This window comes from Streptomyces sp. NPDC044921, assembly GCF_056432865.1.
The window spans coordinates 390,598-404,742 of sequence record NZ_JBWKIF010000001.1 but is presented as its reverse complement, the minus strand read 5'-3'; the positions used below and the strand labels follow the sequence as shown (position 1 = coordinate 404,742).

At 73.4% G+C, this 14,145-nt stretch carries 11 protein-coding genes; 3 read left to right on the top strand and 8 right to left on the bottom strand.

Annotated elements, in window-relative coordinates; all coding sequences use genetic code 11:
* Positions 1 to 118: 118 nt before the first annotated feature.
* The 7 genes from AC07DA_RS01960 to rsmI form a co-directional block, all read right to left on the bottom strand.
* The gene (locus AC07DA_RS01960) at positions 119 to 1,930 is read right to left on the bottom strand and encodes an ABC-F family ATP-binding cassette domain-containing protein (protein WP_479123615.1); all 1,812 of its coding nucleotides are present in this window, start codon (positions 1,928 to 1,930) and stop codon (positions 119 to 121) included.
* 397 nt (positions 1,931 to 2,327) lie between these two features.
* On the bottom strand, positions 2,328 to 3,227 hold the full coding sequence (locus AC07DA_RS01955; RefSeq protein WP_479123613.1) for a 4-(cytidine 5'-diphospho)-2-C-methyl-D-erythritol kinase: 900 nt from the start codon (positions 3,225 to 3,227) through the stop codon (positions 2,328 to 2,330).
* Between the two features lie 120 nt (positions 3,228 to 3,347).
* Positions 3,348 to 4,235, bottom strand: a complete 888-nt coding sequence (rsmA, locus tag AC07DA_RS01950; RefSeq protein ID WP_479123611.1) for a 16S rRNA (adenine(1518)-N(6)/adenine(1519)-N(6))-dimethyltransferase RsmA — start codon at positions 4,233 to 4,235, stop codon at positions 3,348 to 3,350.
* 31 nt (positions 4,236 to 4,266) lie between these two features.
* Positions 4,267 to 5,751 carry a ubiquitin-like domain-containing protein gene (locus tag AC07DA_RS01945; protein WP_479123609.1) on the bottom strand — a complete coding sequence of 495 codons (1,485 nt, stop codon included), beginning with the start codon at positions 5,749 to 5,751 and terminating at the stop codon, positions 4,267 to 4,269.
* Positions 5,752 to 5,890: 139 nt separating this feature from the next.
* Positions 5,891 to 6,772: a TatD family hydrolase gene (locus tag AC07DA_RS01940; protein WP_479123607.1), complete on the bottom strand. Its 882-nt coding sequence runs from the start codon at positions 6,770 to 6,772 to the stop codon at positions 5,891 to 5,893.
* A 39-nt stretch (positions 6,773 to 6,811) separates the two neighbouring features.
* Entirely contained in the window at positions 6,812 to 7,216 is a 405-nt protein-coding gene (locus AC07DA_RS01935; protein ID WP_479123605.1) for a hypothetical protein, read from the bottom strand.
* Between the two features lie 196 nt (positions 7,217 to 7,412).
* Positions 7,413 to 8,258, bottom strand: a complete 846-nt coding sequence (rsmI, locus tag AC07DA_RS01930; protein ID WP_479123603.1) for a 16S rRNA (cytidine(1402)-2'-O)-methyltransferase — start codon at positions 8,256 to 8,258, stop codon at positions 7,413 to 7,415.
* Positions 8,259 to 8,388: 130 nt separating this feature from the next.
* On the opposite strand from rsmI, the gene AC07DA_RS01925 reads away from it, so the two are divergent.
* The 3 genes from AC07DA_RS01925 to AC07DA_RS01915 all read left to right on the top strand — a co-directional run bounded on the left by AC07DA_RS01925 (position 8,389) and on the right by AC07DA_RS01915 (position 13,665).
* On the top strand, positions 8,389 to 10,137 hold the full coding sequence (locus tag AC07DA_RS01925; protein WP_479123601.1) for a dolichyl-phosphate-mannose--protein mannosyltransferase: 1,749 nt from the start codon (positions 8,389 to 8,391) through the stop codon (positions 10,135 to 10,137).
* A 129-nt stretch (positions 10,138 to 10,266) separates the two neighbouring features.
* On the top strand, positions 10,267 to 11,898 hold the full coding sequence (locus AC07DA_RS01920; protein WP_479123599.1) for a penicillin-binding transpeptidase domain-containing protein: 1,632 nt from the start codon (positions 10,267 to 10,269) through the stop codon (positions 11,896 to 11,898).
* A 96-nt stretch (positions 11,899 to 11,994) separates the two neighbouring features.
* Positions 11,995 to 13,665 carry a penicillin-binding transpeptidase domain-containing protein gene (locus tag AC07DA_RS01915; protein WP_479123596.1) on the top strand — a complete coding sequence of 557 codons (1,671 nt, stop codon included), beginning with the start codon at positions 11,995 to 11,997 and terminating at the stop codon, positions 13,663 to 13,665.
* A 9-nt stretch (positions 13,666 to 13,674) separates the two neighbouring features.
* Here the strand turns inward: AC07DA_RS01915 and AC07DA_RS01910 are convergent, their stop codons facing one another.
* On the bottom strand, positions 13,675 to 14,040 hold the full coding sequence (locus tag AC07DA_RS01910; RefSeq protein ID WP_479123594.1) for an SsgA family sporulation/cell division regulator: 366 nt from the start codon (positions 14,038 to 14,040) through the stop codon (positions 13,675 to 13,677).
* Between the last annotated feature and the right edge of the window lie 105 nt (positions 14,041 to 14,145).

Sequence of the window (14,145 nt, the reverse complement as noted above, 5' to 3'; positions counted from 1 at the left end):
AAGTTCCAAGACGGCTCTTTCTATCACCCCGTTCCCACAGCGGACCGGGGCGTCTCACTCCCTGTTCCCAAGGGAGGACCGGCCCGTGACGCCGCCGTTATGCGCCTTCACGCACCCTTCACGCGTCCTCGGCGAGTTCCAGCCAGCGCATCTCCAGCTCCTCGCGCTGACCGGCCAACTCGCGCAGCTCGGCGTCCAGTTCGGCCACTTTCGCGAAGTCCGTGGCGTTCTCGGCGATCTGGGCGTGCAGCTTGCTCTCGCGCTCGGAGACCTTGTCGAGCTGGCGCTCGATCTTCTGCAGCTCCTTCTTGGCGGCCCGCTGGTCGGCGGCGCTCCTCTCGGGGGCGGCGGACTGCTGCGGCGCGGCGGCGGGGACCGGGGCGGCCGCGGCCTCCTCCATGCGCTGCCGTCGCTCCAGGTACTCGTCGATGCCCCGCGGCAGCATCCGCAGGGCGCCGTCGCCGAGCAGCGCGAACACCCGGTCGGTGGTGCGCTCGATGAAGAACCGGTCGTGGGAGATGACGATCATCGAGCCGGGCCAGCCGTCGAGCACGTCCTCCAGCTGGGTCAGCGTCTCGATGTCGAGGTCGTTGGTGGGCTCGTCGAGGAAGAGGACGTTGGGCTCGTCCATGAGCAGGCGCAGCAGCTGGAGCCTGCGGCGCTCACCGCCGGAGAGGTCGCCGACGGGCGTCCACTGCTTCTCCTTGGAGAAGCCGAACGTCTCGCACAGCTGCCCGGCGGTCATCTCCCGGCCCTTGCCGAGGTCGACGCGCTCGCGCACCTGCTGCACGGCCTCCAGCACCCGCGTGTTCGGGTCGAGTTCGGCGACCTCCTGGGAGAGGTAGGCGAGCTTGACCGTCTTGCCGACGCGGACGCGGCCGCCCGCGGGCTGGTCCTCCCCGTCGGTGCGGGCCGCCTGGGCCATGGCCCGCAGCAGGGACGTCTTGCCCGCGCCGTTGACGCCGACCAGCCCGATCCGGTCGCCGGGCCCGAGCTGCCAGGTGACGTGCTTGAGCAGGATCTTGGGGCCGGCCTGGACGGTGACGTCCTCCAGGTCGAACACCGTCTTGCCGAGCCGCGAGGACGCGAAGCGCATCAGCTCGCTGCTGTCCCGGGGCGGGGGCACGTCCTTGATGAGCTCGTTGGCGGCCTCCACCCGGAAACGCGGCTTGGACGTACGGGCCGGGGCGCCGCGGCGCAGCCAGGCCAGCTCCTTGCGGACCAGGTTCTGCCGCTTGACCTCCTCGGTGGCGGCGATGCGCTCGCGCTCGGCCCGGGCGAAGACGTAGTCGGAGTAGCCGCCCTCGTACTCGTAGACCGCGCCGCGCTGGACGTCCCACATGCGGGTGCAGACCTGGTCCAGGAACCAGCGGTCGTGGGTGACGCAGACCAGGGCCGAGCGCCGGTTCTGCAGGTGCCGGGCGAGCCAGGCGATGCCCTCGACGTCGAGGTGGTTGGTGGGCTCGTCCAGGACGAGCAGGTCCTGCTCCTCGATGAGCAGCTTGGCGAGCGCGATGCGGCGGCGCTCACCGCCGGAGAGCGGGCCGATGACGGTGTCCAGGCCCTTGGGGAAGCCGGGCAGGTCGAGCCCGCCGAACAGGCCGGTGAGCACGTCCCTGACCTTGGCGTTGCCGGCCCACTCGTGGTCGGCCAGGTCGCCGATGACCTCGTGGCGGACGGTGGCCGCGGGGTCGAGGGAGTCGTGCTGGGTGAGCACGCCGATGCGCAGGCCGCCGGAGTGCGTGACGCGCCCGGTGTCGGCCTCCTCCAGCCTGGCGAGCATCCGGATCAGCGTGGTCTTGCCGTCGCCGTTGCGGCCGACGACGCCGATGCGGTCCCCTTCGGAGACGCCGAGGGAAACGCCGTCGAGCAGGGCACGGGTGCCGTACACCTTGCTGACGTTCTCGACATTGACCAGGTTGACGGCCATTTCGCTCCTGACGAGGGGGATGGATCGACCCTCCAGGGTAGTCGGGCCGAGGGGTGCTCCGGCCGGGGTGTTCACGAGCCGGCGGCGGCCCCCCGGCGCCGCTTGGCGCCGCACGTCCATCGAGCCGCGTGGGAGACGACCCGGACCCCTCACGCGGTCGGCCCCGGCCCCCGTGCGGAGCGATCACTGCCCGGCCACCACGCGCGATCACCGGACCAGGCCTCGCACACGGTGGACACCCGGGATCACGCACCGCCCCGCGAACGGTCGGCGCCCGGAACTACGCATCCGCTCCGCCCCGCACAAGGTCGACGCACGCGCTCTCGGACCGGGCCCGCGTGCGGTCGATCCCCGGGCTCCGCAGCGCACGCGGACACCGGCCCGGCTCCGCGCGCGATCAGCTCCCGGACACCGTCGCCCCGGGTGCCGGGCCGGACGCCGTGCGGACCGTGCGGCACGTCCCGGAGGCCACCAGGGCCTGCGCCACCGCCGCCGCCGACTCGGGGTCGCGGACGAGGAAGGCCGTGGTCGGGCCGGAGCCCGAGACCAGGGCCGCGAGGGCGCCCGCCGCGCGGCCGGTGGCCAGGGTGCCGGCGAGTTCCGGGAAGAGGGAGAGCGCGGCGGGCTGCAGGTCGTTGGAGACGGCCGCGGCGAGCGCGTCCGGGTCGCCCTTGGCGAGCGCGGCGAGGAGTTCCCGCGAGGCGACCGGTTCGGGGATGTCCGTGCCCTCGCCGAGCCGGTCGAACTCCCGGAACACGGCCGGGGTGGACAGGCCCCGCCCGGCCATCGCGAACACCCAGTGGAAGGTGCCGCCGACCTCCAGGGGCGTCAGCCGCTCGCCCCGCCCGAGGCCCAGCGCCGCCCCGCCGACCAGGCTGAACGGCACGTCGCTGCCCAGCTCGGCGCAGATGTCCAGGAGTTCCTCACGGGTGGCGCCGGTCTGCCAGAGCGCGTCACAGGCGACCAGGGCGCCGGCGCCGTCCGCGCTGCCGCCCGCCATGCCGCCGGCGACGGGGATGTCCTTGGCGATGTGCACGTGGACGTCGGGGCTGCGGCCGTACCGCTCGGCCAGCGCGATCGCCGCGCGCGCCGCCAGGTTCGTACGGTCCAGGGGGACCTGGCCGGCGTCGGGGCCCTCGCAGGTGACGCGCAGCCCGTCGGCCGGGGTGACGGTGATCTCGTCGTAGAGGCCCACGGCGAGGAAGACGTTGGCCAGGTCGTGGAAGCCGTCGGTGCGGGCGGCGCCCACCGCCAGCTGGACGTTGACCTTGGCGGGGACGCGGACCGTGACGCTCACTGGTTCTCCTCCTGCCGGTGCCCGGTTCGCCGTGGCGCTCACGCGGTCTCCTCCTGCCGGTGCCGGTCCGCCATGACGCTCACGCGGTCTCCTCCTGCCGGTGCCGGTCCGCCATGACGCTCACGCGGTCTCCTCCTGCCGGTGCCGGTCCGCCCTGTGCTCGGCGATACGCGCGAACTCCTCCACGGTCAGGGACTCGCCCCGGGCCTGTGGCGGGACCCCGGCCGCGACCAGGGCCTCCTCGGCCGCGGCGGCGGAGCCGGCCCAGCCGGCGAGGGCGGCCCGCAGCGTCTTGCGGCGCTGGGCGAAGGCCGCGTCCACCACGGCGAACACCTCGGCCTTCGACGCGGTCGTCTTGATCGGCTCGGTCCTGCGGACCAGGGAGACCAGGCCGCTGTCCACGTTGGGCGCGGGCCAGAACACGTTCCGGCCGATGGCTCCGGCGCGCTTGACCTCGGCGTACCAGCCGGCCTTGACCGACGGGACGCCGTACACCTTCGAGCCGGGCGCCGCGGCGAGGCGGTCGGCGACCTCCGCCTGGACCATCACGAGGCTGCGCTCGATGCTCGGGAAGGTGCCGAGCATGTGCAGCAGGACCGGGACGGCCACGTTGTAGGGGAGGTTGGCGACCAGCGCGGTCGGGGCGGGTCCCGGCAGCTCGGCGACGTGCATGGCGTCGGAGTGGACCAGCGCGAACCGGTCCGCCCGCTCGGGCATGCGGGCGGTGATGGTCGCGGGCAGCGCGGCGGCGAGCACGTCGTCGATCTCCACGGCCGTGACCCGCTCGGCGACCTCCAGCAGCGCGAGGGTGAGCGACCCGAGCCCCGGGCCGACCTCGACGACGACGTCCTCGGGCCGGACCTCGGCGGTGCGGACGATACGCCGGACGGTGTTGGCGTCGATGACGAAGTTCTGTCCGCGCTGTTTGGTGGGGCGTACGCCGAGGGCGGTGGCGAGTTCGCGGATGTCGGCGGGGCCGAGCAGGGCGTCGGGGGCGGGGCTGGTCACGGGGACAAGGGTACGGGGGGTTTCGGGCCGCTCAACCGCGCAGCCGGCCCCCGCAGTGCGGCCAGGGGCTGGCCCCGCGTCTGACGTACAGCTTCTTGGCCCGGTACGTCTGCTCGGCCGCCGGGGCGTCCTGGGGGCGGCCCCGGCCGCCGAGCGCCTGCCAGGTCGGGGTGTCGAACTGGTACAGGCCGCCGTAGGTGCCGGAGGGGTCGACCGCGTCGGGGCGGCCGCCGGACTCGCAGGCCGCGAGGCCCTGCCAGTCGAGGTGGTCGGCGCCCCGGACGGAGGCGGGGCGCGGCTTGGTGCCGACCCTGACCAGCTGCGCCCGGGGCTCGCGCACCACCTCGGCCCCGATCCGGCGCGGCTTCTGCCTGACGCCGTTGACCGTGCGCAGGGAGTAGGTGATGCGGCGCAGGCCCGGCTCGCCGGCACGCTCCACGACCTCGGTGCCCCGGAACAGTTCCGGGTCCTGTGTGCGCCGCACCTGGAAGGGGATCAGCTCCTCGCGGACCTCCTTGCCGCCGGTGATGCGCAGCACCGTCACGGTCTGCCCGTCGCGCGGGAAGCTCCCCTGCGGCACGGACGTGGTGTCCTGGCCGCGCAGGGTGATGCCGGCCTCCTCGACGGCCTCCCGCACGGTCGCCGCGTTGGTGCGGACGGTACGGGCCCGGCCGTCCGCCATGACCGTGACGGTCCGTTCGGTCCGCACGTCCAGGGCCATCCCCTCGCGCCCGATGCGCCGGGAGCGCGCGGCGGACACGTACGCGCCCTCCTGCCGCACCCCCAGTTGGCGGAGCGCCCCGTCCACCGTGCGGGCGGTGGTCCACACCTGGCGCCGGTGCCCGTCGAGGGTGAGCCGCACCGGGCGGGCGTAGTGCACGGCGATCTCGTCGCCGCTGGTGAGTTCCGTGCCGGGGCCGGGTGCCACCACGTCGTGGGCGCCGATCTCGACGCCCTCCTCGGCGAGCAGCTCGGTGACGTCGTCCGCGAAGGTGTGCAGGGTGCGGGCCTTGCCGTCGACGTTGAGCTCGACGGCCTTGTCCTTGGCGACGAAGGCCGTGGTGCCGCCCGCGAGGAAGGCGACGACCAGGGCCTGCGGGAGCAGCCGCCGTACGGAGCTGTCGGGGCGCTCGGCGTAGCGCGCCTTCCGCCGGCGCGCGGACCGGCGGTGCGAGCCGGCGCGCGCCGCGGCGCGGGCTTCGGCGCGCGCCGCGGCACGCCCTGCCGGAGCGGGCTCCGGCGCGTCCGTGAACGGGCGTGCCGCCGGCCCGGCCGGGCCGGCGGCGCCCTGGCGGGGCAGCCCGGGCAGGGGCGGTGTCCCGTAGGCGGGCCGGTAGGTGTCCTCGTGCGCGCCGGGCACCCCGGGTGTCCCGTACCCGAGCGTCTCGGCGCTGTGCAGATCGACGGGCGGCGCGCCGAAGCCGCCGTACACGGGATCCGCGTAGGCCGGGGCATACGTCTCGTACGACGCGTAGGTCTCGTACGACTCGTACGTCTCGTACCGCGAGTTGCTCACGCCGACACGCTCCAGGGGCCGAGGGGTCCAGAGGGCTCCGGATCGGGCCCCCAGAACCTAGCGGAGCGGCCGTCACTCTCCAAAGCGACGCGACTACGCACAGTCGTGCGGCCGAAGAGGCGCGGAGGTCACGCGCGGGTCAGTAGCCGAACGCGCGTGCCGTGTTCGCGCCGAGCGCCTCGGCCAGGGCGTCCTCGTGGATGCCGCGCACGGCGGCCATGGCCCGCACGGTGACCGGCACGAGGTAGGGGGCGTTGGGCCGCCCGCGGTAGGGCGCCGGGGTGAGGAAGGGCGCGTCCGTCTCCACGAGGAGCAGCTCCAGCGGGGCGACGGCCACCGCGTCCCGCAGGTTCTGGGCGTTCTTGAAGGTGACGTTGCCGGCGAAGGACATGAAGTAGCCCGCGCCCGCGCAGATCTCGGCCATCTCGGCGTCGCCGGAGTAGCAGTGGAAGACGGTCCGCTCCGGGGCGCCCTCCTCCTTCAGCACGCGCAGGACGTCGGCGTGGGCCTCGCGGTCGTGGATGACCAGGGCCTTGCCGTGCCGCTTGGCGATCTCGATGTGCGCGCGGAAGGACCGCTCCTGCGCGTCCTTGCCCTCGGGCCCGGTGCGGAAGTAGTCGAGGCCGGTCTCGCCGACGCCCTTGACCTGCTCCAGCGCGGCCAGCCGGTCGATCTCGGCGAGCGCGTCGTCCAGCGCCGCCTGCCCGCCCGGTGCGCGGGCGCCCTGCCGCGACCAGCCGTCGGGGTCACCGTGGACGATCCGGGGCGCCTCGTTCGGGTGCAGGGCGACCGTCGCGTGGACGGCGTCGTACGCCGCGGCCGTCTCGGCGGCCCAGCGGGAGCCCTTCAGGTCGCAGCCGACCTGCACGACCGTCGTCACCCCGACCGAGGCCGCCTTGGCCAGCGCCTCCTCGACCGTGCCGGACTGCATGTCCAGGTGGGTGTGGGAGTCGGCGACCGGCACCCGCAGGGGGTCCGGCAGCGGGGGCGCGGCGTTCTTGTCGGAGTCGTTCGCAGGCATGCCCCGATCCTACGAAAGGCCCACCGCCGGCCGGACGGGTCAGCTCGCCCCGCGCTGGAAGGGGTGCAGCAGGTCGGACAGGTGCCAGTGGTGCCGCTCGGGCTCCTCGGCCCGCGGGGTGGGCGCCTCCACGGGCCCGGCGGGCGGCGGCACGCGGTCCGGCCGGTGGGCCGCGTCCCGCGCGGTGGCGACCCGCCCGGGCCGCATGATCCGCACGACGTGCCCGTCGCAGTGGTGGCACGTGGGCCTGCTCAGGGGTGAGGGCACGACCTTGCCGTCCGCGACGTAGAGGACGAACTCGTGGCCCGCGGCGTCCGTGTGGTGCTCTATCTCGTACGACTGCTCCCACCCGTGCCCGCACCGCATGCAGGCGAAGGAGTAGGACTCGTTGACGACGGCGGTCGCACCGGCGCGGAGCCCGGTCCGCTCTGCGATCTCACTCATGCCAGCTCCTGGTTCCGCTGAGGGGTGAGGGCGGTTCGGCCCTCGCTCCCCAGTGGACTCCTCAGCCGGTCGGAAGGCAGCGGACCTGTCGAGTGTTGGCCCCGTTTTGGGCGTCCCTTGCCCCAGGCCCCCGGCGCTTTTACCCCCGCATGGGGCGCCCGCTCAAACGACAAGCGCCCTGCTCAGGGGCGTGGGGTCAGCCGGAGTTCTTCGCGGCGACCACGGCGTCGAAGACGACCCGCTTCGGCACCCCGGCCTCCGCGGCCACCGCGGCGATCGCCTCCTTGCGCCGCTCCCCCGCCTCCTCCCGCACCCGCACCCGCCGCACCAGCTCCTCCGGTCCGACGTCCTCCGTGCCCTTCTCCGGCGCCCCCTCCACCACCACGGTGATCTCCCCGCGGACGCCTTCCGCGGCCCAGGCGGCCAGCTCGCCGAGCCCGCCCCGCCGCACCTCCTCGTACGTCTTGGTCAGCTCCCGGCACACCGCCGCCCGCCGCTCCGGCCCGAACACCTCGGCCATCGCCGCCAGCGTGTCGTCCAGCCGGTGGGGCGCCTCGAAGTAGACGAGCGTGCGCCGCTCCCCGGCCACCTCCCGCAGCCGCCCGAGCCGCTCCCCCGCCTTGCGCGGCAGGAACCCCTCGAAGCAGAACCGGTCGACGGGCAGGCCCGACAGCGCGAGCGCGGTGAGCACCGCGGACGGCCCGGGCACGGCCGTGACCCGCACGTCCCGCTCGACGGCGGCCGCGACCAGCCGGTACCCCGGGTCGGACACGGACGGCATCCCCGCGTCCGTGACGAGCAGCACCCGCGCCCCGCCGGCCAGCTCCTCGACCAGCTCCGGCGTGCGCGCGGACTCGTTGCCCTCGAAGTACGACACCACCCGCCCCCCGGGGGTGACGCCCAGTGCCTGGGTCAGCCGGCGCAGCCGCCGCGTGTCCTCCGCGGCGATCACGTCGGCCCCGGCCAGTTCCTCGGCGAGCCGGGGCGGCGCGTCCGCGATGTCGCCGATGGGGGTGCCTGCGAGTACGAGGGTTCCGGTCACGCCCCCATCCTCCCAGGGGCGCCGGGCGGGGACCGCCGGGGTGGCGGCGCACTCCTCCCAGGGGCGGAGGATGCGGACGCATACCGGCCATGCACGGGACTCACACAGAACGGTTCCCTACGATGGCGCGGTGACCAGTACCGCGTCCTCCACGGACACCCGGCAGGGCCAGGCGCCGCACGAGCAGCGGCCGCCCTGGCAGCAGCGGCTGCGCCGCTTCGGCTACCAGGGGCAGCCCAGAAGCGACGCCCGTGACGTCCGTGACCGCCTGGTGCCGCCGTACACCGAGCCCTCGCCGCGCCTGTGGGCGGCGCTCGGCGTCCCGCACACCCTGGCGGGCCGGCTGGTGCGCTGGTCGGGCTGGATCGGCCCGCTGCTCGTCACGCTGCTGGCGGGGGTGCTGCGGTTCTGGAACCTGGGCAGTCCCAGGGCGGTGATATTCGACGAGACGTACTACGCCAAGGACGCCTGGGCGCTCGTCCACCGGGGCTTCGAGGTCAACTGGGCCAAGAACGCCAACGACCTGGTGCTGTCGTCGGGCGGGAACGTGAAGCTCCCGACGGACGCGGCGTACGTCGTGCACCCGCCGGTCGGCAAGTACGTCATCGGCCTGGGCGAGCTGATGTTCGGCTTCGACCCGTTCGGCTGGCGGTTCATGACGGCCCTGCTCGGCACGCTGTCGGTGCTGCTGCTGTGCCGGATCGGCCGCCGGCTGTTCCGCTCCACGTTCCTGGGGTGCCTGGCGGGCGCGCTGATGGCGCTGGACGGCCTGCACTTCGTGATGAGCCGCACGGCGCTGCTCGACGGCGTGCTGATGTTCTTCGTGCTGGCCGCGTTCGGCTGTCTGCTGGTCGACCGGGACAAGGCCCGGGAGAGGCTGGCCGCCGCGCTCCCGGTGGACGCCGACGGCCGGGCCCGTCCCGACCGGCACGCGGCGGAGGCGACCCGCCTCGGGTGGCGCCCCTGGCGCTGGGCGGCGGGCCTGATGCTCGGCCTGGCGATCGGCACGAAGTGGAACGGCCTGTACATCCTGGCCGCGTTCTGCCTGATGGCGGTGTTGTGGGACGTCGCCTCCCGCCGGGTCGCCGGTGCCCGGCACCCGTACACCGCCGTCCTGCGCCGCGACACGGGCCTGGCGTTCCTCGCCACCGTGCCGGTCGCCCTGGTCACGTACCTCGCCTCCTGGACCGGCTGGATCCTCTCCGCGACGAACGGTTCGGGCGGCTACTACCGCGACTGGGCGGCGACCGCCGGCAAGGGCGGCTCCTGGACGTTCCTGCCCGACTGGCTGCGCAGCCTCTGGCACTACGAGCACCAGGTGTACGAGTTCCACGTCGGGCTGTCCTCGCCGCACACCTACCAGTCCAACCCGTGGAGCTGGCTGGTCCTGGGCCGCCCGGTGTCGTACTTCTACGAGTCCCCGGCGCCCGGCAAGGACGGCTGCCCCGCCGACGCCGGCGAGAAGTGCGCCCGCGAGGTCCTGGCCCTCGGCACGCCCCTGCTGTGGTGGGTCGCCTGCTTCGCGGTGCTGTACGTGCTGTGGCGCTGGTTCTTCCGCCGCGACTGGCGCGCGGGCGCCATCGCCTGCGGCATCGCGGCCGGCTACCTGCCCTGGTTCATGTACCAGGAGCGCACGATCTTCTTCTTCTACGCCGTCGTCTTCCTCCCCTTCCTGTGCCTGGCGGTGGCGATGCTGCTCGGCGCGATCATCGGACCGCCCCGCTCCACGGACACCCGCCGCGTCGCGGGCGCCACGGCCGCGGGCGTCCTGGTCCTGCTGATCAGCTGGAACTTCATCTACTTCTGGCCCCTGTACACCGGCCAGGCCGTCCCGATCGACGACTGGCGGTCGCGGATGTGGCTGGATACCTGGGTCTGAGGCGCTATTCGGTCAAGAACTCGAATCACACGCCCCTCGTGTCGCCGCATGCGCTTACAGTGCTCGCGGACCGAGCTTCTGAACGCGTTCAACCGAGCGCGTGAAGCTCAACGGGGAGGGGACGGCCCAATGGGCAGGGGGGTCAAGGCCGCCGTCATAGGCGGCGTGTTCGCGGTGATGCTGGGCGGGGCCGGATACGGCACCTACAACATCGTGAGCGCGCTGAGCGGGGACGGGGGCGGCAGCGGCGTCGCCGCGGAGAAGAAGTCGGGGCCGCCCGGCGAGGACGAGGTCGGGAAGACCACGGCCGCGTTCTTCGCCGCCTGGGAGTCGGGCGCCGCGGCCACGGCGGCGTCGTACACCAACAACGACGCGGCCGCCGAGGAACTGCTGGGCGCCTTCGCGGACCAGGCGCACATCACGGACGTGACGATCACGCCGGATGCGGCCCGGGGCACCACCGTGCCGTACACGGTGCGGGCGAAGGTGGCCTACGACGGGAAGTCCAAGCCCCTGAGCTACCGCAGCGAACTGACCGTCGTGCGCGGGCTGACCACCGGGCGGGCCCTGGTCGACTGGCGGCCGTCCGTCGTGCACCCCGAGCTGAAGAAGGACGACACCCTCGTCACGGAGCAGTCGGCCGCCCCGCCCATCGAGGCCGTGGGCCGCGACGGGACCGAGCTGACGAAGGAGAAGTACCCCTCCCTCGGCCCGGTCCTGGACGCCCTGCGCGACAAGTACGGCGAGAAGGCCGGCGGCACGCCCGGCATCGAACTGGTCGTCCGGCACACCGCCGGGAACGCTCCCGACACCCCGCTGCTCACCCTCGCCGAGGGCGAGCCGGGCAGGCTCACCACGACGATCAGCCCGAGCGCGCAGGCCGCGGCCGAGCGGGCGGTCAAGCGGTTCGCCCAGTCCTCGGTGGTGGCCGTCAAGCCCAGCACCGGCGAGGTCCTGGCCGTCGCCAACCACCGCACGGACGCCTTCAACGCGGCCTTCCAGGGCAAGGCGGCACCCGGCTCCACCATGAAGATCATCACCGCCGCGATGCTCATCGACAACGGCGTGACCTCGATGAACGGCCCCGCCCCCTGCCCCAGCACCGCCGTGTGGCAGAGCCAGACCTTCAAGAACCTGACGGGCATGGAACCCGACGAGAACGCCACGCTCGCCGACAGCTTCAGGCGGTCCTGCAACACCGCCTTCGTCAAGCTCGTCGACGAGCAGCCGCTCACCGACGCCTCGCTCGCCCAGGAGGCCGAGCGGCACTTCGGGCTCGGGCGGGACAACTGGAAGACCGGCATCGCCTCCTTCGACGGCAGCGTCCCGGCGGTGAGCGGCCCGGACCGCGCGGCCGGTGCCATCGGGCAGGGGCAGGTCCAGATGAGCCCGCTGAACATGGCCTCGGTGACGGCCACCGCGATCACCGGCACCTTCCGCCAGCCCTATCTCGTCCCGGCCGAGCTCGACGGGCGCCCGTTCGCGCGGGCGCAGGGGCTCAAGGCGGGCACCGCGGCCCAGTTGAAGCAGATGATGCGGCTCACCGCCACCCAGGGCACCGCCCGGGAGGCCATGCGCGGACTCGGCGGCGACATCGGCGCCAAGACCGGATCGGCCGAGGTCGACGGCAACGCCAGGTCCAACAGCTGGTTCACCGGCTTCCGGGGTGACATGGCGGCGGCGGCCATGACCGAGGAGGGCGGGCACGGCGGCGACGCGGCCGGGCCGATTGTCGCAGCCGTGCTACGAACGGGTGGCTGATCTCACCTCCGCCCGACGGGACTCTAGGGTGGTGGCCGTCGTTGGGACGGCTGAGGGCATCGGGGACCCTGGGGATTCGCGGAGGAAAGAACAGCAGTGGGCAACAGAAGGCGCGTCGCCGAGCGACGGAAGACGAGGCCCGCCGTGATCGGCGGGATGATCGCCGTGGTCGTGGTGGGTGCCGGAGCCGGAGCCTACGCGCTGTACGGCGGCGGCGCCGCGGCCGACGACGGCAGCCGCGCGTCCTCGGACGGCAAGCCCGAAGTGAGGACCGGGCCGCTGTCGGCGACCGAGGTCACCACCACCGCCCGCGCCTTCCTCACCGCCTGGCAGTCGGGGACGATCCCGCGGGCCGCGGCGGCCACCGACGACCCGGCCGCGGCCCGGGCCCTGCTCACCGGCTACGCCAAGGACGCCCACATCAAGGACGTCACCCTCACCCCGGGCGCGCGCACGGGCGACAAGGTGCCGTTCTCCGTCAAGGGCACGGTGTCCTACAAGGGCACCGAGAAGCCGCTGGCCTACACCGGCGCGCTCACGGTCGTGCGCCGCGAGAGCGACGGAAAGCCCCTGGTGGACTGGCACGCGGCGGTCGTCCACCCGGATCTGAGGGACGGCGACAGGCTGGTCACCGGCGAGGCGGGCACGCCCCCGGTCAAGGCGCTCGACCGGGACGGCGGCGAGCTGACCAAGCGCGAGTACCCCTCCGTCGGACCGATCCTGGACGGCCTGCGCGAGAAGTACGGCAAGAAGGCCGGCGGCAAGGCCGGCATCGAGCTGCGGGTGGTGCGCGGGAAGGCCGCCAAGGCGAAGGACCTGTCCGACAAGACGCTGCTGGAGCTGAGCGAGGGCACGCCGGGCACGGTGAAGACCACGCTGGATCCGGCGCTGCAGGCCGCCGCCGAGAAGCAGGTCGCGAAGAAGGCCCGGTCGTCGGTGGCCGTGGTGCGGGTGTCGACCGGCGAGATCCTGGCCGCCGCCAACGCCTCGCCCGGTTTCAACACCGCCTTCCAGGGCTCCCTGGCCCCCGGCTCGACGATGAAGGTCGTCACCGCCTCGCTGCTGCTCGACAAGGGCCTGGCCTCGGTGGACAAGAAGCACCCGTGCCCGAAGTACTTCACCTACGGGCACTGGAAGTTCCAGAACCTGGACAAGTTCGAGATCAAGGACGGCACGTTCAAGGCGAGCTTCGCCCGCTCCTGCAACACGGCCTTCATCAGCCAGGCGCCCAAGCTGAAGGACGACGACCTGACCAAGCAGGCCCAGCAGGTCTTCGGCCTGGGGCTGGACAACTGGGCGATCGGGGTGCCGTCCTTCGACGGCGCGGTGCCGGTGCAGTCGGCGGCCCAGATGGGCGCCTCGCTGATCGGGCAGGGCGGGGTGCGGATGAACCCGCTGAACATGGCGTCCGTGTCGGCGACCGTGAAGGGCGGCATCTTCCGCCAGCCCTACCTCGTCTCCCCGGACGTGGACGGGCGCGAGCTGGCGAAGGCCTCGCGCACCATGTCGGCGGGCACCCTGTCCCAGCTGCGCGAGCTGATGGCCTACACGGCGACGGCGGGCACGGCGGCCGAGGCGATGGCCGGGGTCGGTGGTGACATCGGTGCGAAGACCGGGTCCGCCGAGGTCGACGGCCAGAAGAAGCCGAACGGCTGGTTCACGGCCTACCGGGGCGACCTGGCGGCCGCGGGCGTGGTCCAGCAGGGCGGGCACGGCGGCTCGACGGCGGGCCCGATGGTGGCGGCCCTGCTGAAGGCGGGCGGCTGAGCCCGGGTCCTAGTGCGTCACCGGTTCCGCGGCGGCCGTGTAGGTCCGCCGCAGGAACCGCAGCAGCGCCTGCCGTTCGAACTGCACCACCGACACGCCCTGCGCGGAGTGGAACTCCACGATCGCCTGCACCCGGCCGCACGGCCACACCCGCACCTCGCCACTGCCCGCGGGGGCCCGCAGCCCCTCCTCCAGCAGCCGGCGGTCGAAGGTCCACTCCCGTCCCCCGGCCCCGGGCAGGGCGACGCGCACGCTGCGCGGATCGTGCTCGGGGTCGTACCGCAGGGTGACCGGAATCGCCTCCAGCTCGTCGATCAGCGGGACCGCCGCGTCCGTGACGATGTGGGCTCGCGCGTACTGTTCGACTACGGACATCGGACGGCCCTTTCACCGTGCGCTACCTCTGACAGGAATGTGCGCCCACCCCTTCTCCAATGTCGCATATTTTCCGGATTGCGCCCCCGGAGGCCGCACATATCA